The organism is Methylobacterium sp. A52T (assembly GCF_053346095.1).
Genome location: NZ_JBKFBI010000050.1, coordinates 16,940 through 36,319 on the forward strand (window position 1 = coordinate 16,940; position 19,380 = coordinate 36,319).

Annotated in this window: 21 protein-coding genes; 11 read left to right on the top strand and 10 right to left on the bottom strand. The window is 72.4% G+C overall.

All coding sequences use genetic code 11. The features are described 5' to 3' along the window. Positions 1-27: 27 nt before the first annotated feature. Complete coding sequence (gene leuC / locus ACLBYE_RS14325) at positions 28-1,440, bottom strand: 3-isopropylmalate dehydratase large subunit (RefSeq protein ID WP_447694685.1); 1,413 nt, start codon at positions 1,438-1,440, stop codon at positions 28-30. Between the two features lie 244 nt (positions 1,441-1,684). Between leuC and ACLBYE_RS14330 the strand changes: the two genes are divergently transcribed. Together ACLBYE_RS14330 and ACLBYE_RS14335 are read left to right on the top strand one after the other, a co-directional pair. Further along, positions 1,685-2,650, top strand: coding sequence for a 2-hydroxyacid dehydrogenase (locus ACLBYE_RS14330; protein WP_447683647.1), 966 nt, complete (start codon positions 1,685-1,687; stop codon positions 2,648-2,650). Further along, positions 2,647-3,558 (top strand): AprI/Inh family metalloprotease inhibitor, encoded by a 912-nt coding sequence (locus ACLBYE_RS14335; RefSeq protein WP_447694686.1) that lies wholly within the window; start codon positions 2,647-2,649, stop codon positions 3,556-3,558. The genes ACLBYE_RS14330 and ACLBYE_RS14335 overlap by 4 nt, the downstream gene beginning before the upstream one ends. 42 nt (positions 3,559-3,600) lie before the next feature. On the opposite strand, the gene ACLBYE_RS14340 is transcribed toward ACLBYE_RS14335, so the two are convergent. The 4 genes from ACLBYE_RS14340 to ACLBYE_RS14355 form a co-directional block, all read right to left on the bottom strand. Next, entirely contained in the window at positions 3,601-4,215 is a 615-nt protein-coding gene (locus tag ACLBYE_RS14340) for a cytochrome b (RefSeq protein WP_447694687.1), read from the bottom strand. A gap of 67 nt (positions 4,216-4,282) precedes the next feature. Beyond that, positions 4,283-4,849: an NAD(P)H-dependent oxidoreductase gene (locus ACLBYE_RS14345; RefSeq protein ID WP_447694688.1), complete on the bottom strand. Its 567-nt coding sequence runs from the start codon at positions 4,847-4,849 to the stop codon at positions 4,283-4,285. Between the two features lie 184 nt (positions 4,850-5,033). Further along, a complete protein-coding gene (locus tag ACLBYE_RS14350) occupies positions 5,034-5,693 on the bottom strand; it encodes a class I SAM-dependent methyltransferase (RefSeq protein WP_447694689.1) in 660 nt (219 codons plus the stop codon). Between the two features lie 2 nt (positions 5,694-5,695). Further along, positions 5,696-6,859 (bottom strand): glycosyltransferase, encoded by a 1,164-nt coding sequence (locus ACLBYE_RS14355; protein ID WP_447694690.1) that lies wholly within the window; start codon positions 6,857-6,859, stop codon positions 5,696-5,698. A gap of 137 nt (positions 6,860-6,996) precedes the next feature. Here ACLBYE_RS14355 and ACLBYE_RS14360 point away from each other — a divergent pair, with 137 nt between their 5' ends. Next, positions 6,997-8,208: a DNA topoisomerase IB gene (locus tag ACLBYE_RS14360; protein WP_447694691.1), complete on the top strand. Its 1,212-nt coding sequence runs from the start codon at positions 6,997-6,999 to the stop codon at positions 8,206-8,208. Between the two features lie 35 nt (positions 8,209-8,243). Here ACLBYE_RS14360 and ACLBYE_RS14365 read toward each other — a convergent pair whose 3' ends face one another. Then, positions 8,244-8,930 (bottom strand): LuxR C-terminal-related transcriptional regulator, encoded by a 687-nt coding sequence (locus tag ACLBYE_RS14365; protein WP_020095849.1) that lies wholly within the window; start codon positions 8,928-8,930, stop codon positions 8,244-8,246. Between the two features lie 212 nt (positions 8,931-9,142). Beyond that, positions 9,143-10,039 (bottom strand): GGDEF domain-containing protein, encoded by an 897-nt coding sequence (locus ACLBYE_RS14370; RefSeq protein WP_447694692.1) that lies wholly within the window; start codon positions 10,037-10,039, stop codon positions 9,143-9,145. A 74-nt stretch (positions 10,040-10,113) separates the two neighbouring features. Between ACLBYE_RS14370 and ACLBYE_RS14375 the strand changes: the two genes are divergently transcribed. Beyond that, entirely contained in the window at positions 10,114-10,470 is a 357-nt protein-coding gene (locus tag ACLBYE_RS14375) for a hypothetical protein (RefSeq protein WP_447694693.1), read from the top strand. Here ACLBYE_RS14375 and ACLBYE_RS14380 read toward each other — a convergent pair. After that, on the bottom strand, positions 10,442-10,831 hold the full coding sequence (locus tag ACLBYE_RS14380; RefSeq protein WP_447694694.1) for a hypothetical protein: 390 nt from the start codon (positions 10,829-10,831) through the stop codon (positions 10,442-10,444). The genes ACLBYE_RS14375 and ACLBYE_RS14380 overlap by 29 nt on opposite strands. 148 nt (positions 10,832-10,979) lie before the next feature. Then, on the bottom strand, positions 10,980-11,210 hold the full coding sequence (locus tag ACLBYE_RS14385; protein WP_026605348.1) for a hypothetical protein: 231 nt from the start codon (positions 11,208-11,210) through the stop codon (positions 10,980-10,982). A 306-nt stretch (positions 11,211-11,516) separates the two neighbouring features. Between ACLBYE_RS14385 and ruvB the strand changes: the two genes are divergently transcribed. The 3 genes from ruvB to ybgC all read left to right on the top strand — a co-directional run bounded on the left by ruvB (position 11,517) and on the right by ybgC (position 14,208). Further along, positions 11,517-12,572, top strand: coding sequence for a Holliday junction branch migration DNA helicase RuvB (gene ruvB / locus ACLBYE_RS14390; RefSeq protein ID WP_447694695.1), 1,056 nt, complete (start codon positions 11,517-11,519; stop codon positions 12,570-12,572). 367 nt (positions 12,573-12,939) lie between these two features. After that, on the top strand, positions 12,940-13,665 hold the full coding sequence (locus ACLBYE_RS14395) for a DUF4142 domain-containing protein (RefSeq protein ID WP_447694696.1): 726 nt from the start codon (positions 12,940-12,942) through the stop codon (positions 13,663-13,665). A 90-nt stretch (positions 13,666-13,755) separates the two neighbouring features. Beyond that, positions 13,756-14,208, top strand: a complete 453-nt coding sequence (ybgC, locus tag ACLBYE_RS14400) for a tol-pal system-associated acyl-CoA thioesterase (RefSeq protein ID WP_447694697.1) — start codon at positions 13,756-13,758, stop codon at positions 14,206-14,208. A 3-nt stretch (positions 14,209-14,211) separates the two neighbouring features. Here ybgC and ACLBYE_RS14405 read toward each other — a convergent pair whose 3' ends face one another. After that, a complete protein-coding gene (locus tag ACLBYE_RS14405) occupies positions 14,212-15,000 on the bottom strand; it encodes an HpcH/HpaI aldolase family protein (RefSeq protein WP_020093362.1) in 789 nt (262 codons plus the stop codon). A gap of 307 nt (positions 15,001-15,307) precedes the next feature. Here ACLBYE_RS14405 and tolQ point away from each other — a divergent pair, with 307 nt between their 5' ends. The 4 genes from tolQ (at position 15,308) to tolB (ending at position 19,306) form a co-directional block, all read left to right on the top strand. After that, entirely contained in the window at positions 15,308-16,024 is a 717-nt protein-coding gene (gene tolQ / locus ACLBYE_RS14410) for a protein TolQ (protein WP_012317751.1), read from the top strand. 27 nt (positions 16,025-16,051) lie between these two features. After that, a complete protein-coding gene (locus ACLBYE_RS14415) occupies positions 16,052-16,498 on the top strand; it encodes an ExbD/TolR family protein (protein ID WP_020093363.1) in 447 nt (148 codons plus the stop codon). 9 nt (positions 16,499-16,507) lie between these two features. Further along, on the top strand, positions 16,508-17,902 hold the full coding sequence (gene tolA, locus ACLBYE_RS14420; RefSeq protein ID WP_447694698.1) for a cell envelope integrity protein TolA: 1,395 nt from the start codon (positions 16,508-16,510) through the stop codon (positions 17,900-17,902). Between the two features lie 66 nt (positions 17,903-17,968). Continuing rightward, on the top strand, positions 17,969-19,306 hold the full coding sequence (tolB, locus tag ACLBYE_RS14425; RefSeq protein WP_447694699.1) for a Tol-Pal system beta propeller repeat protein TolB: 1,338 nt from the start codon (positions 17,969-17,971) through the stop codon (positions 19,304-19,306). Positions 19,307-19,380: the final 74 nt, after the last annotated feature.

Below are 19,380 nucleotides of genomic sequence, written 5' to 3' on the forward strand. Positions count from 1 at the left end.
ACGGAGCCGCCGGCGTCAATCGCGATTTCAGCCCTGCGGCCACTCCCGGATGTCGACGAAGTGCCCGGTGACTGCCGCGGCCGCCGCCATGGCCGGAGAGACGAGGTGCGTGCGTCCGCGGGGACCCTGGCGGCCCTCGAAGTTGCGGTTCGACGTCGAGGCGCAGCGCTCGCCCGGACGCAGCTTGTCCGGGTTCATGCCGAGACACATCGAGCAGCCCGGCTCACGCCAGTCGAAGCCCGCCGCCTTCAGGATCTTGTCGAGACCCTCGGCCTCGGCCTGCGCCTTCACGAGGCCGGAGCCCGGCACGATCATCGCCGAGACACCCTCGTGCACCTTCCGGTCGCCGACGACCCGCGCGACCTCGCGCAGGTCCTCGATGCGGCCGTTGGTGCAGGAGCCGATGAAGATCCGGTCCAGGGTGATGTCGGTGATCCGGGTCCCCGGCGTCAGGCCCATGTAGGCGAGCGCCTTCTCCTTCGACTGCCGCTTGTTCTCGTCGGCGATCTCGGACGGGTCCGGCACGCGGCCTTGCACCGAGATCACGTCCTCGGGACTCGTGCCCCAGCTGACGATCGGCGGCAGGTTGGCCGCGTCGAGGCGCACCTCGCGGTCGAAATGCGCGCCCGCGTCGGTGACGAGGCTCTCCCAGTAGCGGCGGGCCGCGTCGAAGGCTGCGCCCTTCGGCGCCTTCGGGCGGTCCTTCACGTAGGCGAAGGTCGTCGCGTCGGGGGCGACCATGCCGGCGCGGGCACCGCCCTCGATCGACATGTTGCAGATCGTCATCCGGCCCTCCATCGAGAGGGCGCGGATCGCCTCGCCGGCATACTCGATGACGTGGCCGGTGCCGCCGGCGGTTCCGATCTCGCCGATGATCGCCAGGATGATGTCCTTCGCGGTCACGCCGGGCGGCAGCGTGCCGTCGACCGAGACGCGCATGTTCTTGGCCTTGCGCTGCACCAGGGTCTGGGTGGCGAGCACGTGCTCGACCTCCGAGGTGCCGATGCCGTGGGCCAGCGCCCCGAAGGCGCCGTGCGTCGAGGTATGCGAATCGCCGCACACGATCGTCTGGCCGGGCAGCGTGAAGCCCTGCTCGGGGCCGATGATGTGGACGATGCCCTGGCGCCGGTCGAGGGCGTCGTAGAACTCGATGCCGAAGTCGCGCACGTTCTCGGCGAGCGCTTCCAGCTGCGTGCGGCTCTCCGGGTCCTCGATGCCCTGCGAGCGGTCCGAGGTCTGGACGTTGTGGTCCACGACGGCCAGCGTCTTCTCCGGATGACGCACCTTGCGGCCGGCCACGCGGAGACCCTCGAAGGCCTGCGGGCTCGTCACTTCGTGGACGAGGTGCCGGTCGATGTAGAGGAGGCTGGAGCCGTCCGGCTGGACATCGACGACGTGGTCGTCCCAGATCTTGTCGTAGAGGGTGCGCGGGCTGGTCATCGGTCTTCGTCTTCGGCGATTGGGGTCGGTGCAGAACTCTCGCGATGATGCGTGGTCCTTAGTAGGCATCGCGCGCGGTTTTCGAAAGAGGCGAGCCCTGTGCCGGCCGAACGGCCGCCCGGCTGATCCGCGCGGTTGTCACCGCCGGCCACTCCTGCGCGCTGGCGCCCCACCCCGCACAGGCTCTATGCCGGGACGGGGGAGGCGGCCGACACCGACGCGCGGCCGAACGTGGGAGTGAACGATGGCTGAGGCCCCGGTCGAGATCCTGTTGCTCCGGAAGATGCACCCGCTGGTGGAGAAGGCCTTCGCGGGGCGGTACGGGGTCCACCGGCTGGCGGAGGCCGCGAACCCGGAGGCCCTGCTCGCCGAGATCGGCCCGCGGATCCGGGCGCTCTGCGTCGGCGGCGGGGTGGACGGGGCGCTGATGGACCGGCTGCCGAACCTCGAGCTGATCGCGAATTTCGGCGTGGGCTACGACGCCGTCGACGCCGCCGGGGCGCAGCGGCGCGGGATCGTCGTCACCAACACGCCGGACGTCCTCACCGACGAGGTCGCCGACCTCGCCCTCGGCCTCACCCTCGCCACCCTGCGGCGGATCCCTCAGGCCGACCGCTACCTGCGGGACGGCCACTGGCCCAAGGCGCCCTTCCCGCTCACGGCATCGCTGCGCGGGCGGCGGGTCGGCATCCTCGGTCTCGGCCGGATCGGGCGGGCGATCGCCCACCGCTTGGAGAGCTTCGGCGTCGCGATCGACTACCACGGCCGCAGCCGGCAGGCCGACATACCCTACACGTATCACGATACGTTGATCGGCCTCGCCCGCGCGGTCCACATCCTCATCGTGGTGGCGCCCGGCGGCGCCGACACGCGCAACCTCGTGGACGCGGCCGTGCTGGAGGCGCTCGGTCCCGAGGGCATCCTGATCAACGTCGCCCGGGGCACCCTGGTCGACGAGGCGGCGCTGACCGCGGCGCTGAAGGCGGGCACGATCCTCGGCGCCGGCCTCGACGTCTTCGAGAACGAGCCGCACGTCCCCGCGGATCTCGCCGCCCTCGACAACACGGTGCTGCTGCCGCATGTCGGGTCGGCCTCCGAGCACACCCGCGCGGCGATGGCCCAGCTCGTGGTCGACAACGTCGTCTCGTGGTTCGAGGGACGGGGTCCGCTGACGCCCGTCGCCGAGACACCCTGGAGACCGACCGCGTGAGACAGGCTCGGGCCGCCCTGCTGGCCGCATCGGCGCTGATCGCGGCCGCCGCGATCGTCCGACCGGCCGACGCCCAGGACGTGCCCGCGGCCACAGACGAGGCCGCACCGCCGTCCCCTCCTCCGGCCGCGGAGACGCTCGCGGCGCCCCCGGCTCCGACCGCGCCGCCGAGCCTCCCCGAGAAGCTCGGGCAGGTGCCTGGAACCTGGGACCTGTCGCGGGACGGCACCAACCGCCGCTGCGTCATGACGCTGGTGCTCGACAGCGGCGAGGCGGGGCAGCGGCTGCGCTTCCCGGCCGGATGCCGGCGGGCCCTGCCGGTCCTGAACGGGGTCGCCGGCTGGCTCTTCGTCGACGGGGCCGTCCGCCTCGTCGACCGCAACGTCCGCCCGGTCCTCGACTTCGCCAAGCGGCCGGACCAGCGCAGCCTCGTCGCCCAGGCCGAGGGCGGCGAGCGCTACAGTCTCGTTCCCCTCGACATCGTCGCGATGCGGCCGGCCGACGCGGCCGCCGCGCCCGAGACCGCGCCGACGGATCCGGCTAGCCCGGCCCCCTCCCCGCTCCAGACGGCAGCCCCGGTCCCGGCCGAGCTGCAGCCGCCGGCTACCGCCCCGGCCGCGACCGCCTCGGCGGGGCCGGCGCCGGGGCTCTACGCCCTCGACCGCTTCCAGCAGCGCGACACCTGCCGGATCAACCTCGACGGCACCGGCGGCGGCGTGCGCATCGTCCCCGGCTGCCACGACAGCGGCCTGGAGGTGTTCGATCCGGTGCGCTGGCGCTACGCGAACGGCAGGATCACGCTGACCGCCAAGCGGGGCCACAGCATCGACCTCGTGCCGAGCGGCGACGGCCGGTGGCGGCGCGATCCCGAGGTCGGCACCACCTTCATCCTGCGCCGCGTCGATTGAGCGCACCGCGCGGCGGCGACCGCGCGCTCGGTGACGGGCGCGTCAGCGCGACGAGCCGCGCCCGTCCTGGACCGGCAGCATCCGCTCCAGCAGACCGTCGCGGCGGATGACCAAGTGCCACGCCGTGCCGGCGATGTGCAGCAGGACCAGGGCGTACACGAGCCACTGGCCGAACACGTGGATCGACTCGAAGATCTTCTGCGTCGCGTCGTCCTTCGGCAGTCCCGGGATCGTGAACAGCCAGAAGTACGGCGTGTCGCGCCCCGACAGCGCGCTCAGCAGGTAGCCGCTGATCGGCATGATCAGGAAGATCGCGTAGAGCAGGACGTGGTTGACGCGCCCGATCAGCGTCAGGAGCCGGGGCGCCTGCGGGTCCGGCGGCGCCGGCCGGATCATCCGCCAGAGGATCCGCACGACCACGATCGCCAGGATCGTCAGGCCGACCGACTTGTGCAGCACGAACATGCTGCCCTTGGCGGGCGTCGGCGGCAGGCTGATCGCGACCCAGGCGAGCGGCAGCACCGCCAGGACGAGGGCGGCGTTCAGCCAGTGCAGCGCCTGCGAGACCGGATGGTAGCGCGGCAGTCCGGATGCCGTGACGTAGGTGGCGGGCAGCGCGGTCGGCGCCTTGCCGGCCGTGAGCGGAGAGCCTGACATGATCCCTCGCGGAAGAGCGTGGTCCCCCTCCGATCTAGGGCCCGCCTCAGGGCGGGGGAGTCTCCCGTCAGCCGTATGCGCCGGACGAGGCCGTCCGCGACACGTCGAGCAGGGCTGCGAGCTCCGCGGCCGCGGCGCGCAGCCGGACCGCCACGGTCTCGTCGACGATGCGGCCGTCCACCAGGTCGTCGGACCCGGCATAGACCGAGGTCGGCGCGACGTGGGCCGCGAAGAAGCCGAACAGGGGCCGGAGCCCGTGCTCGACCACCAGGGCGTGGCGCAGGCCCCCGCCCGTCGCGGTCAGCGCCACCGGCATGCCGATCATCCGGGCCGGGTCGACGAAGTCGAAGACGTGCTTGAACAGCCCGGCATAGCCGCCCTGGTAGACGGGCGTCCCGACGATCAGCGCGTCCGCCGCCTCGATCGCCTCGACGAGGCGCGCGGCGGGCGCCGACAGATCGTCCCGCTGCGTCGCGCCGAGGCCCGGGCCGGCATCCATCAGGTCGTACACGGCGAGGTCGATCCCGCGCAGGCGACCGAGCTCGGCGCCGAGGGCCTCGACCAGGATGCGGGTGCGCGAGGGTCGCTTGGCGCTGCCCGAGAAGGCGACGACGCGGGCACGGCTGGGCTTCACACTCGACTCGACACTCACCACGAAACCTTCCGCCGCAGCACGCCCTGATCCGGGACTCCGAACACCCTGGCGCATGCGCGGCACGCGACACGGGTCGATTCGACGGTAACGCATTCCCGCGCCGGATAAAGCCTCGGCGCGGCCGCGCGGGCGGCGGTCAGGCGGGACCGTCTCGGCGGGTTCGTCATCCGCGGAGCCGCCAGACGTGGCTGCGCTTGATCTCGGAATCCTCCAGCGCGCGCGAGACCGGAACCTCGTAGGTCGCGAGGCAGTCGAGGCGGTCCCGCGGGAGGTAGGTGCGGCCCGGATCGCCGATCAGCACGGTGACGCCGCGCGCCTGCAGGCGAACGAGCCAGGCGGTCACGGCCTCGGCGAGGTCGCGCTCGTAGAACACGTCGGCGGCCAGGACGAGATCCGCCCGGGGATCCGTGGCGAGGAGATCGTCGGCGATCGCGGCGACGCGGTCGCCGACGCCGTTGGCCGCGGCGTTCAGCCCGATCGCCGCGACGGCGAAGGGGTCGAGGTCGCTGGCGACGACGTGGCGCGCCCCGGCGCGGGCCGCCGCGATCGCGACGAGGCCGGACCCCGAGGCGAAATCCACCGCGCGCGCGCCGTCCGCGACCTCCGGGTTGTCGAGGACGTAGCGGGCGAGCGCCTGGCCGCCCGCCCAGGCGAACGCCCAGAACGGCGGCGGCAGCCCGATCGCCTGCAACTCCTCCTCGGTCCGCTGCCAGAGTTCGGTCGCCTCGTCGGCGACGTGCAGGCGGATCTCGGGCGCGTGGGGGACGGGCAGCAGGCGGGTGTTGGCGCGGATGAAGCCGGCGGGATCGTCCGGTGCGCGCACGGTCAGGCCTCCAGCAGGTCGCGCCACACGGCGCGGACCTGGTCGGTCACCGCCGCCTCGGTGAAGCCCCCGGTCTCGATCCGCGCCCGCGCGGCCGCGCCCAGGCCGGCGACGAGACCGGCATCGCCGCTCAGGCGCGCCAGCGCGGCGGCCAGGGCCGGCGCGTCGTCCGGGGGAACGAGCAGGCCCTCGACGCCGTCGCGCACGAGGCTGCGGCAGCCCGGGACGTCGGACGCGACCAGCGCTCGGCCGCAGGCGGCGGCTTCCAGCAGTGTCCGCGGCAGGCCTTCCCCGCCGCGCGAGGGCAGGCAGGCGACGTGGTGGCCGGCCCAGACCCCCGCCACGTCGGTCGTCGGCCCGTGCCAGACGATGCCGTCGCGGCTCCAGGCGCGCAGGGTGTCGGCGCCGATCGCCCGCCGGTTCGACGGGTCCGGCGCGCCGTACAGCGCCAGCTCCACCGGCGCGCCCTGGCTCCGGGCGAGGCGGACGGCCTCGACGGCGACGTCGATCCCCTTCGACCAGAGCATCCGGGCCACGACGGCCACCCGCAGCGGCGGTATCGGCGGCAGCGGCTGCGGGACGAAGACCGCCGGATCGACGCCGGCGCCGCCCACCACGGTCACCGACCGGTCGAGCGGGTCGAGGCCCAGGGCCAGGGCGTCGTCGGGATTCTCGAACAGGAAGCGCGTCCGCGACGAGGCCAGCGGCCCCCGGATCAGCGCCCGCAGGGCGAGGCGCGCCGCCCGGCCGAGGCGGTCGCTCCGGGCGCCGACGAGCCCGAGGCCGGTCAGGGCGAAGACGCGGGACGGGATGCCCGCCATGGCGGCGGCCGTGCCGCCGACCAGGATGCCCCGCAGGGCGATGCAGTGGACGATGTCGGCCTTCAGCGCCTTGAGGATCGCGGCGAGCTGCCCGGCCGCGTAGCCCGCGGCCATCGGGTTGAGGCTCGCCCGCTCGGCCTCCAGGTTGACGACCTGCGCGCCGGTCGCCTCGATGGCGGCCCTGTGGAGGCGGACCCGCGTCACCACCGCGACCGAGAGACCCATGCCGACGGCGGCGCGGGCCATCGGCAGGAAATGCGAGGCGAAGAACCAGTCCTCGGTCACCACGAAGACCAGGCGGCGCATCGGAACGGGCAGGTTCCCGGGTTCGGCATCGGACTGCATCCGTCCCCTCTAGCACGGCGGGGGGGGCCGTCCTGCGGCGGATGTGCAGGCCCGGAACGGCGATCCCGTACCGCCGGTTGTCCAAGGCCTTCTCGCCGGGCGAGGCAGCCGGGCGGCGTCGATGGGAGGGGTTGTTCATGGCGTGCGTCGAGATGGCGGAGAGCGGCGGAGACCTCCGCGCCGCGGCCGAGGAGGCCGGGCTCGTCTACGTCGACGACGGCCGGCCGGGGCTGACCCGCCGCCGGAGCGGCACCGGCTTCCGCTACCTCGACCCGAAGGGCGCGCCGGTGCGCGACAGGGCGGTGCTGGCCCGCATCCGCAGCCTCGCGATCCCGCCGGCCTACACGGATGTCTGGATCTGCCCCCGCCGCAACGGCCACATCCAGGCCACGGGCCGCGACGCCAAGGGGCGCAAGCAGTACCGCTACCACCCGGACTTCCGGCAGGCGCGGGAGGCCAACAAGTTCTCGCGGATCATGGCCTTCGCGGACGCGCTGCCGGGCATCCGCCGCCGCGTCGACGCCGACATGAGGCGGCCAGGCCTGCCCCGCGACAAGGTGCTGGCCACCGTGGTGCACCTGCTGGAGACCACGCTGATCCGCGTCGGCAACGACGATTACGCGCGGACCAACAAGAGCTACGGCCTGACGACCCTGCGCGATCCCCACGTCCGGATCGAGGGTTCGGCCCTGTCGTTCCGCTTCAAGGGCAAGAGCGGCAAGACCTGGGACGTGTCGCTGAAGGACCGGCGGGTCGCCCGGATCGTCAAGGCCTGCCAGGACCTGCCGGGTCAGGAGCTGTTCCAGTATCTCGACCCGGACGGCACCCAGCGCGACGTCACCTCCTCGGACGTGAACGCGTACCTGCGCGAGATCACCGGCGAGGACTTCACCGCCAAGGATTTCCGGACCTGGGCCGGCACGGTGCTGGCAGCGCTGGCGCTGCGGGAGTTCGAGAGCTTCGACAGCGAGGCCGGGGCCAAGCGCAACATCCGCGCGGCCATCGAGAACGTCGCGGGCCGCCTCGGCAACACGCCGACGATCTGCCGCAAGTGCTACATCCACCCGCAGATCCTCGACTGCTACCTGGAGGGCGGCCTGCTCCTGCAGGTGAAGGACGCGGTCGAATCGGAGCTGAGCGAGGACCTGTCCAGCCTGCGGCCCGAGGAGGCGGCGGTGCTGGGACTCCTGCAGGCGCGCCTCTCCGCCGCCGAGGACGCCGTCAAGGCCGGCGGTCGGGTCAAGCCGGCGGGCGCGCGGAAGCGCGGGGCGAAGGCGCCCGAGCGGTCCAAGAGCGGGACGGCGGCCAAGCGCGCGTCCGGAGCCGGGAAGGCGGCCGCGGCCGCTTAGGGGGGCGGTCTCGCCGAGACCGCCCGATCCCCCTCTCAGTGCCGGGACTGGTTGTCGTTGCCCGAGGACCGGTTGTCGGTGCCGCGCCGAACCTGATCGCTGGAATCGACCACGGGGGCCAGACCGAGCTGGCGGGCCAGCGAGACGAGGTCCTTGAGCCGGCCGGTCTGGGTCTTGCGCCGCAGGTTGAGCCGGTGGGTCTCCACCGTGCGCACGCTGAGCGCCAGCCGCCGCGCGACCTCCTTGTTGCTGAACCCGGAACTCAAAAAGCGCAGCACCTCGGCCTCGCGGGGCGTCAGACCGAGGCTCTCGCCCGCCTCCGGCGGCATCGCCACCGGCTGCTCCGGCGGGACCAGGACGTCCGAGCCCTCCGCCAGCGCCAGCAGCGCCGCGCCGAGATCCCGCGGCGACTTGGAGCGCGCCACGAAGGCGTCGGCGCCCGCCGCCAGCAGGGCGCGGAGGTCGTCCGCCGTCAGCGCGCCGAAGGCGACCAGCGTGCGCAGCGCCGGCTGGCGCTCCTTCAGGGCGACGATGCGGGCGATCCCGTCGGCCAGCCGGATCTCGTCGAGGAAGACCAGGGCGACGCTGCTGCCGGCGTCGGCGCGGTCGAGATCGGCCTCGCCGATGGTGTGGAATTCGGGCATGTGCTCGAGGGTGGCGCGAACCGTCGCGCTCAGGTCCTCCGGCTCATCCAGGATCAGGACGCCAACGGCCGTACTCATGACCTTGCACCTCTCTCTCCCGGCTTGATACAGGCGGCCGGGATCGAAGGCGAAGTTCCAAGATCCGTTCCAGCAACAACTCGCGAATATTAAGCTTTATATTGGCCGAATCGCTCCCCAGAAACGGATACTCGGCGAATCAATGCGCCGATCTGGGACGACGGTGGGACACCGCTCGACGGACTGTGCCGATCCGGGACGGGCGGTCGGTTTCACCCCGCGACGGCGCGGCACCCCTCGCTCTGATCCGGCACCACCCGGTTCCGTCCGCCGCCCTTGGCCGCGTAGAGCGCGACGTCGGCCCGCTTGACCAGGGCCTCGACGCTGTCGCCGTCGCGCCACGTGCTGACGCCGAAGCTGCAGCTCAGCGCGATCGGACCCCGCGCCCCGCGGATCCGCAGGGATTGAACGTCGGCGCGCAGGCGCTCGGCCTGCGCCACGGCCTCCGCGAGTCCGCGGCCGGGCAGGATGACGGCGAATTCCTCGCCGCCGAGGCGTCCCGCGATGCCGGCTCCGGCGATCAGTTCGGCCACGGCCTTGATCGCCACGTCGCCGACATCGTGCCCGTGCTCGTCGTTGATGCGCTTGAAGTGATCGATGTCGAGGAGGATCGCCGAGACGGCGCACGGCCTCGGGTCTCGCGCGGCGGCGGCCCGCGCGCGCTTGAAGAAGGCACGCCGGTTGTAGGAGCCGGTCAGCGGGTCCGTCTCGGCGAGGCGGATCAGCTCCTCCTGCATGGTAGTCAGGCGCTCGGCCGCGCGCAGGCGCGCGTTCAGCTCCTCGGCGCTCGGCGGCTTCTCGATGAAGTCGTCGGCGCCGCTGTCGAGGGCCTCGGCCAGGCTGCGGACGTTGCGGGCCGACGACATGGTGATGACGTGGAGCGGCCCGCGGGATTCGGCGAGGAGCCGGGCCGACCAGCAGAGTTCGAGCCCGCAGAGCGGCCGCACCTCCAGGCTGGTGATGAGGACCCGGACCGCGGGCGTCGCCGCCAGGAACTCCAGCGCCCGCTCCGAATCCGTGAACGAGTGCACCGCGTGGCCGCGCGGCTCGATCAGGGACGCGATGATCTGCAGCACGACGCGGCTCGAGTCGACGATGACGATCTGCATGGCGTGACCCGCAACTGATATCCGCGGTGTAAGCTGGAAGGCTTAACCGCCCCCCAACGGAGCTGAACCCCGGTATGAGCGTGGCCATTACCACTCCGGACCGGCGCTATATCGTTGTCCGGGCGCGTCTGTGGCGTCGCGCGAATCCCGACCTGCCGGAATCCTGTCGGGGCGCGCTGGTGCGGCGCCTGATGGCGGCGCGCCGGGGCGTGAAGGAGGCCAAGCGGGCGGAGCGCGCGGGCGAGCCGGGCGCCGCGGAGGCGCTCGCCGCCGCCAGGGCCGAGGTCGATGCGGCGAAGGTCGGGCTCGGCGAGCGCGGGCCGGTCTGGTGGACGGACGGCGCGCCCGACCTCAACCGGCACCTCGTCCGCAACACGCCCTACGCGGCGTGGTTCGCGACGCTCAGCGCCGGGGAACCTGAACCGCGATGACCCGGGTCCCCGCGACCGGGTCGGCGCCGACGGTGCGCGCGCCGCGGCGGCCGTAGGGGGCGGCGTTGATCACCGTCAGGGTCGGCTGGGCCGCCGGAGCGGCCGGGATGCCGGTCACCGTCGGGACGCCGTAGGTGCCGTAGCTCCAGGGCGTGGGCACGATCTGGGTCGGGCGCGGCACGCGGGTCAGCGGGGCGCCGATATAGGTGCCGCGCAGGAACTCGCCGGCGAAGCCCGGATCGGCGGCGTAGCCGGGCGCGTAGGCGACCGGAGCGTAGGGATCGGCGCTCCGGAAGGTCTGCGCCGACGCGGGCGCCGCCGCCGCCAGAGCGAGCAGGGTCACGATCGTCCGGTTGGCCATGGGTCCGGCTCCGAGGGGTGTCGGCGGGCGCGGCGCGCGCCGGGTGCGGGGCCAACAGACCGGATCACCGGCCGTTCCGCGTCTCCAGCCGCGCAGAGTGCGTAACGGCCCCGTCATGCCCAGCCGATCGACCCCGGGAGCGCACCGGTCAGCGGCAGGTGGTGATCCGCCGGACCACCCAGCCCTCGCCCTCGATCCACAGACGGCGGCGGGCCCGGCTGCAGGTGACGTCGTCCTCGCGCTCCGCCGAGACGGGATGGACCTGCGGGTTGGCCTCGGCGACCTTGGTCTCGGCCGGGCCGTTGGCGGCCTGGGCCGCGAGCGGAACGGCGAGCATGACGGTGCCGGCTGCGGCGGCAGCGATCGTACGGAGTTTCATCGGGGAAAAGCGCCCTGCGGCCATGCTTGGAGGTTTGGTCCAGGAATGCGCGGGCCGGCGGTTCGGTTGCATCCCGCTTGCGTCGATCGCGACAGCCCGTGCGCTCGCTCACATCGCCGGTGGCGCCGCACGGGCTGACGCCCGGCCACGACACCTGGCCACGACACCTGGCCACCTTGCCCGGCCGCGGCGCTTAGACTTCCCGGCTTTCACGGGTAAGGAAGAACAAAACCGGACGCGCCGGTGCCCAGCCGTCCTGCGAGACCGTCCATCGCGGGCCGCGGCACGGTCCACGAAGCAGGGTTCATGAGCAAGCCGAAGCCTCCGACCAACGCGCTCCTGACACCGGAGAAGCGCACCGAGGACGTGGATCAGACGATCCGCCCGCTGAGCCTTTCCGAGTTCATCGGTCAGCGCGCGGCGCGGGCGAACATGCAGGTGTTCATCGAGGCGGCGAGGAAGACCGGGCAGGCGCTCGACCACGTGCTGTTCGTCGGGCCGCCGGGCCTGGGCAAGACCACGCTCGCCCAGATCGTGGCGCGCGAGCTCGGCGTGAACTTCCGCTCGACCTCCGGGCCGGTGATCGCCAAGGCCGGCGACCTGGCCGCGCAGCTCACCAACCTGGAGGAGCGCGACGTCCTGTTCATCGACGAGATCCACCGGCTCAACCCGGCGGTCGAGGAGATCCTCTACCCGGCCATGGAGGATTACCAACTCGACCTGATCATCGGCGAGGGCCCGGCGGCGCGCTCGGTCAAGATCGAGCTGCCGAAGTTCACCCTGGTCGGCGCGACGACGCGGGCGGGGCTGCTGACGACGCCGCTGCGCGACCGGTTCGGGATCCCGATCCGGCTGGAGTTCTACGAGATCGACGAGCTGGAGCAGATCGTGGCGCGCGGCGCGCGGGTCCTGGGCTTGGGCATGTCGGCGGAGGGCGCCAACGAGATCGCCCGGCGGGCGCGGGGCACGCCGCGGATCGCGGGGCGGCTGTTGCGGCGGGTGCGGGATTTCGCGGTCGTGGCGGAGGCCGAGACGGTGACGCGGGCGATCGCCGACCGGGCGCTGCAGCTCCTGGACGTGGACGGGGCGGGTCTGGACGTGATGGACCGCAAGTACCTGAGCCTGATCGCGCGCGCGTTCGGGGGCGGCCCGGTGGGGATCGAGACCATCGGCGCGGCCTTGTCGGAGCCGCGCGACGCCATCGAGGACATCATCGAGCCCTACCTGATCCAGCGCGGCTTCGTGCAGCGCACGCCCCGCGGCCGCGTCCTCACACGACACGCGTACCGGCACATGCAGATCCCGGAACCGACGCGCGAGACCCCCGGGCAGTTCGGCTTCTTCGGCGACGAGGAGCCGTGAGGCGGCCCCGACCGCTCTATGCACTGAGTTCGGACCAGCGTTTCCCGCGGCACATGCGCTCCGCGCGCCCCGATCCGCGCCCCTGCCGGCGCGATCGCGCCCCGCGGCATCGGCAAGTCGCTGCGACGCAATCCGTTTTCCCGACGGTTGCCGGACAATATTGCCAAGCTTAGGTCGGGTCATCACGGATCTGTGTACTGTAAAAATGTGCCGGATCGCGTGGAACAGGCCCGAAACGCGACAGTTGTGGAGGCGACCGCGCCGGGTCCGCTCGGCGCCGGCAAGGCTGTCTCGATCGGGGTCCTGCCTCTGCGATCGCGGCAGATCTTCGCGATCTCAAGAACAACGTCAGGGATAAACTTCCGCCATGAAGAAGCTCACGCTCGCCGTTCTCGGCCTGTCCGTCGCCGCGATCTCGGCGCCCGCCTTCGCGCAGGACGCCCTGCCGATCCGCGTGCTGCCCTTCGCCAACCAGGACGGCGTCGGCGCCGCCGCGACCGAGACGCCCGCCTTCCGGGCCGAGGCGCTCCGTTCGGACGCCGCCAGCATCGAGGCGAGCCGCATCGCCCTTCAGCGGTCGCGCAACCCGCAGGTCCGCAACTACGCCAACCGCGTCCTCGTCGAGCGCAAGGCGACCACGGACGCGCTGCTGCCGCCGAACACCTCCCTGACCCGCAACGGCTCGGTGGTCTCCGACAACCAGGGCATCCGCACCGACCTGAGCAACCCGGTGGGCCTCGTGCTCGCGCCGGTGACGGTGGCCGCCAACATCGGCACCGGGATCGTCGGCGGCGCCCTCGGCGCGGTCGGCATCGTCGACAACAGCCCGGCCGAGCCGGGCCGTCGCGTCGCCCTCGGCGAGCGCGGCCAGGCGCGTCTGGCGCAGCTCCAGGCGGCCCCGAACGGCCGGGCCTTCGACCGGACCTACATCGACCAGCAGGCCCGCTCGGACGCCCGCACCCTGGCGCTCTACGACGCCTACGCCAAGCAGGGCGACAACGCCCAGGGCCGCAAGTTCGCCACCGAGGCCCTGCCCTACATCGCCGACGAGCACGCCCATTCGGCGAGCCTCGCGGCCCGCATCGGCGGCTGAGCGCCGCGCATGGCGTGATCTGCGCGAGGGCCGCCCCGGGGCGGCCCTCGTCGTGTTGCGCCGTCGCACCGGCCGTCGCTAAAGGGGCGCATGAGCGCGATCGAGCCCGCCAAGAATGGATCCGCGGAGGACGGTGCCTCGCCCCACCGGATGGGCGTGCGCGTCTACTACGAGGACACCGACTTCTCGGGCTTCGTCTACCACGCCAGCTACCTGCGCTTCCTCGAGCGCGGCCGCACCGAATTGCTGCGGGAACTCGCCGGCGACCAGTCGGACCTGCACCGCGACGCACGCGGCCTCGTCTTCGTTGTGCGGCGCATGAGCCTCGATTTCCTCCGGCCGGCCCGGATGGACGACCTGCTCACCGTCGTGACCCGCACGCGCGCCCTGCGCGGCGCCTCGATGCAGCTCGCCCAGGATGTCCGACGCGGCGACGAAGTGCTGGTCTCCGCGGAGGTCACGGTCGCCTGCGTGCGGGACAGCCGCGCCGTCCGCCTCCCGGACGCGCTGCGGCGGCGGCTCGCGCCCGGCGAGGCCGCCTAGATCTCAGCCGGCCCGCGCCGGGTCGGCCTCGCAGAGCACCCGCGCGAAGGCGTTGACGATGGTCAGCGCGTCGTACTCGACCGAGACCAGCTGGTAGCCCATCCCGACCATCTCCCGGGCCCGTGCCGGCGACGGCGCGAAGGCGCAGGGGATCTTGCCCGCCGCCCGGGTCTTGCGCGCGATCTCGCCGAGGGCCGCCGTGACCGCCGATCCCAGCGGGTCGATGGCCGCCCCCTTGGACAGGGCGATCGACAGGTCGGCGGGGCCGACCAGGACGCCGTCGATGCCCGGCACGGCGAGGATCGCCTCCAGGTCGGCGATCCCCGCCTCGGTCTCGCACATGGCGATCGTGAGCGCCCGATCGTTGGCGCCCGCGAGGTAGTCCGCGCCGTTCCGGAGCCCCGAGAGCCACATGGCCCGGTCCGGTCCCCAGCTCCGCTGCCCGACCGGCGGGAATTTCGCGGCCGCCGCCAGGGCTTCGGCATCCGCGACGGTGTTGATCATCGGCGCCACGACGCCGGCCGCGCCCGCGTCGAGCATCCGCGAGACCATGGCGAAGTCGCCCACCGGCACGCGCACCAGGGTCGATTTGCCGGCCAGGGCGACCTCGGTGATCGCCGCACACGACGTTTTGTAGTCGTAGGTGCCGTGCTGCTGATCCAGCAGGACGGCGTCGAAGCCGGCGCGCGCCAGGAAGCCGGCCAGCATCGGGTCGGCGATCATGGACCAGCCCAGGAACCGGGCCGGGCCGGTGGGCAGCAGATCGGGCAGGCTGGGAACGGGGAGGGTCATGCGCGTCCTGCGTATCTCAGGGCTGTCGACTCGGCGCCGTGGGCCGCGACCATACGGGAGGCGCTTTCGGCAGGTCCAGCCCGGACGGCCCGGCCGAGCGCCTGCATGCCTCAGGATCGCCCGGATCGAAACCGATCCTTAACCCTGCCGCGCCCTTAACGGAGGCGATGCCACGGCGGGGCGCGGGGGCCGTCGACGGCCCTTACTTTCGACAGATTCGCGGGCGACAGCCTTGATATCGCTCACGGATCCGGCGGACGCGGGCCTCGCCCGGCGCATCGCGATCCGGAGCAGGAGACCTCGACGGATGAACCCAGCCGACGCGATGCAGGCCGCGCCTGTCGCCGACATGACGCTGCTCGGCCTGTTCCTGCAGGCCCACTTCGTCGTGAAGATCGTGATGATCGGGCTGCTCAGCGCCTCGATCTGGTGCTGGTCGATCATCGTCGACAAGACGCTGCTGTTCCGCCGGACCAAGGCCGAGATGGACGCTTTCGAGGACGCGTTCTGGTCCGGCCGCTCCCTGGAGGAGCTGTTCCGCTCGTTCAACGACCGGCCGGCCACGGGCCTCGCCGCCGTCTTCGTCGCCGCCATGCGGGAGTGGAAGCGCAGCTTCGAGGGCTCCGGCCGGCAGATCCAGTCGCTGTCGCAGCGCATCGAGAAGCAGCTCGACGTCACCATCCACCGCGAGGTCGAGCGGCTCGAGTCGCGCCTGCTGTTCCTCGCCTCGATCGGCTCGGCCGGCCCGTATATCGGCCTGTTCGGCACGGTCTGGGGCATCATGACCGCGTTCACGTCGATCGCGGCCTCGAAGAACACCTCGCTCGCCGTCGTCGCCCCCGGCATCGCCGAGGCGCTGTTCGCCACCGCCATCGGCCTGTTCGCCGCGATCCCGGCGGTGCTCGCCTACAACAAGCTCCAGGCCGAGGTCTCCAAGGCGCAGTCGCGGCTGGAGAGCTTCGCCGACGAGTTCTCCGCCATCCTCTCCCGCCAGATCGACGAGCGGCTGCCGCTCGCCGCCTGAACCGGCTGATCCAGAGGAGACCGATCCATGGGCATGGCAGCGGGCGCATCGCAGGGCGGCAAGCGCCGCCGGCGCCGGGGCCGCCGCGGCGGACCCATCAACGAGATCAACATGACGCCGTTCATCGACGTCGTGCTCGTGCTCCTGATCATCTTCATGGTCGCGGCGCCGATGATGACCGTGGGCGTGCCCCTCGACCTGCCGCAATCCAAGGCCTCGCCGCTCAATTCCGACGTGAAGCCGATCACCCTGTCGATCCGCCAGACCGGCCAGGTCTTCCTCGGCGAGGACGAGCTCACCGACGACTCGATCGTGCCGAAGCTCATGGAGACCGCCAAGACCGGGACCGAGGAGCGCGTCTTCGTGCGCGGCGACAAGCGGGTCGATTACGGCCGCGTGGCGCAGGTGATGGCGATCGTGACCGGCGGCGGCTTCAAGAAGGTCGCCCTCGTCACCGAGCCTGAGCATCAGTAGGGCCGTCCCGTGGAGTTCCGCTTCGACCGCAAGGAACCGGGTGTCTGGATCTCCGCCGGCACCCACGTCGCGCTCCTCGCGCTGGCGGTCTTCGGCATCGCCGCGCCGGCGCTGCCGGAGGCCCAGGAGGGCGTGCCCGTCGAGGTGATCACCGAGAACCAGTTCTCCGAGATCACCAAGGGCGAGCGCCAGGCCGACAAGCCGATGCCGAACGCCACCTCGCGGGCCGACCGCAAGGCGGAGAAGTTCGAGGACCGCGAGCCCGAGAATTCCAAGCAGGACGCGCCGACCGCGCCGACCCGCACGGCCGAGATGAAGCTCGCCAACGCGGACGAGATGCCGCTGCGCGCCGAGCCCGACCCGCAGGAGGCGGCCCAGGCCGCCAAGGCGGCGGAGAAGGCGGCCCAGGAGAAGCGCGACGCCGAGAAGGCCGCCGCCAAGGCGGCCGAGAAAGCGGCCGAGAAGGCAGCAGAGAAGGCCGCGGCTGAGAAGGCTGCCGCCGCCAAGGCCGAGGCGAAGGCCAAGGCCGAGGCGGTCGCGAAGGCCGAGGCCGAGAAGCGCGAGCAGCTCGAGAAGCTGATCGAGAAGCAGGAAGCCGAGGCCGGGGGGGGGCGCCCCGAGGGCCGCGCCCCGGAGGAGGGGGGAGGCCGCGGGGCCGCGGCCCCCCCCCAGAAGCCCCCCGCCGCGAAGAAGGCCGAAGCCGCCAAGGAAGCGGCCAAGAAGGCCGCCGACGCGAAGGCCAAGGCCGAGGCCGAAGCCGAGCGCCAGAAGGAGATCGCGGAGGCCAAGGCCGAAGCCGAGCGCGAGAAGGCGGAGGCCGCCGCCAAGGCGAAAGCCGAGGCCGCGAAGGCCGAGGCGGCCGCCAAAGCCGAGGCCGCCGCCAAAGCGAAGGCGAAGGCCATGGCGGACGCGAAGGCCAAGGCCGATGCCGAGGCCAAGGCGCGCAAGCAGGCCGAACTCGCCGACAAGTTCAACGCCGGCGACATCCGCTCGATGCTCGCCTCGAAGGCGCCGTCGCAGTCGACCGGCGCCACCGGCCACGCGGTGCAAAAGGTGGCGGCGCTCGGCGCCGCGACCGGCAACGCGCAACGCCTGTCGCCGTCGCTGCGCGACGCCCTGGTCGGGCTGCTCCAGCAGCAGATCGAGCGCTGCTACTCGGCGCCCCCCGGCGCGGCCCAGGGCGTGGTCCTGCCGGTGCTCGACATCCGCCTGAACCCGAACGGCTCGCTCAGCACCGAGCCGCGGATCATGCGCGGCGGGGCGAGCGCGGTCGACCAGTCGATCGCGCAGGCCGCGCTCCGGGCGGTCCGCCGCTGCGCGCCGTACAACATTCCGGCCACCTACGCGCCGTACTACAACGACTGGAAGGCCATCAACGCGGAGTTCGAGTTCACGGCGACCTGAGGTCTTCCAGCCAGTGTCCCGCCGTCCCCGCGTTCCCGTCTGATCGTCACTCGGATCCGACCCACCATGCTGCACCTCCCCTCCGTCGGGCGCCTCCCGACGTCCTATGCCGCGCGCCTGCTCGCGCTCCTCGTGATGCTGACGGGCTTCCTGGCGGGGCCGGCCCAGGCGCAGCTGCAGCTGCGCATCGGCGGCGGCAACTTCCAGCCGATGCCCATCGCCATCGCGGATTTCGGCGGCGACCCGAGCCTCGCCGGCCTCGTCTCCGGCGTGGTCACCAACGACCTGCGTCGCTCCGGCTACTTCACGCCGCTCGACCACGCCCGCTTCCCCGAGCAGCCGAACTTCGACGCCGCGCCGAACTTCGAGAAGTGGCGCGCCACCGGCGTGCAGGGCCTCGTCACCGGCCGGGTCGTCCGCGAGGGCGGCCGGGTCAAGGTCGAGTTCCGGCTCTGGGACGTGACCAACGGCCAGCAGATGACCGGTCAGCAATACGGCACCGACGCCGCCAATGTCCGGCGCACCGGCCACCTGATCTCCGACGGGGTCTACACCAAGATCACCGGCCTCGGCCCCTGGTTCGACAGCCGCATCGCCTTCGTGGACGAGACCGGCCCCAAGGAGAACCGCCGCAAGCGCCTGATGGTCATGGATCAGGACGGCGCCAATGTCCGGGCGATCACCACCGGCGAGATGTCGATCGTGGCCCCGCGCTACTCGCCGGCCACGCAGGACATCGCCTTCATGGCGCAGGCCACCGGCCACCAGCCGCGGGTCCAGATGATCAACCTGGAGACCGGCTCCCGCCAGGCGCTCGGCAACATCGATTCGATGAGCGCGAGCCCGCGCTTCTCGCCGGACGGCCGCAAGATCGTGATGAGCGTCCAGCAGGGCGGCAACGCCGACATCGTCACGATGGACCTCGCCTCGAAGGCCCAGCGCTCGATCACCAACGGCATGGCGATCGACACCTCGCCGACCTACTCGCCGGACGGGTCGCAGATCGCCTTCGAGTCCGACCGCGGCGGCTCCCAGCAGGTCTACGTGATGGGGGCGGACGGCTCGAACCCGCACCGGATCACCTTCGGCCCCGGCTCGGCCTCGCAGCCGGCCTTCTCGCCCCGGGGCGACCTCATCGCCTACACCCGCCAGCGCAACGGCGGCTTCGCCATCTGCGTCTCGAAGCCCGACGGCTCCGGCGAGCGCGTCCTCACCGAGGGCTTCCACAACGAGGGCCCGACCTTCGCGCCGAACGGCCAGTACGTGCTGTTCTTCCGCGATCCGGGCGGCCAGGGCGGCGGCAAGCTGTTCATGGTCGACATCACCGGCAAGGTGGAGCAGCCGGTCCCGACGCCCGCCTACGCGTCCGACCCGACTTGGTCGCCGCTGCTGTCGGGCCGCTGAGCGCGTCGCGGGGCCCGCCCCCCGGGGGGGGGGCCGGGGGGCGGCCGCGGCCCGGGGGGGCGGGGGGGGGAGGG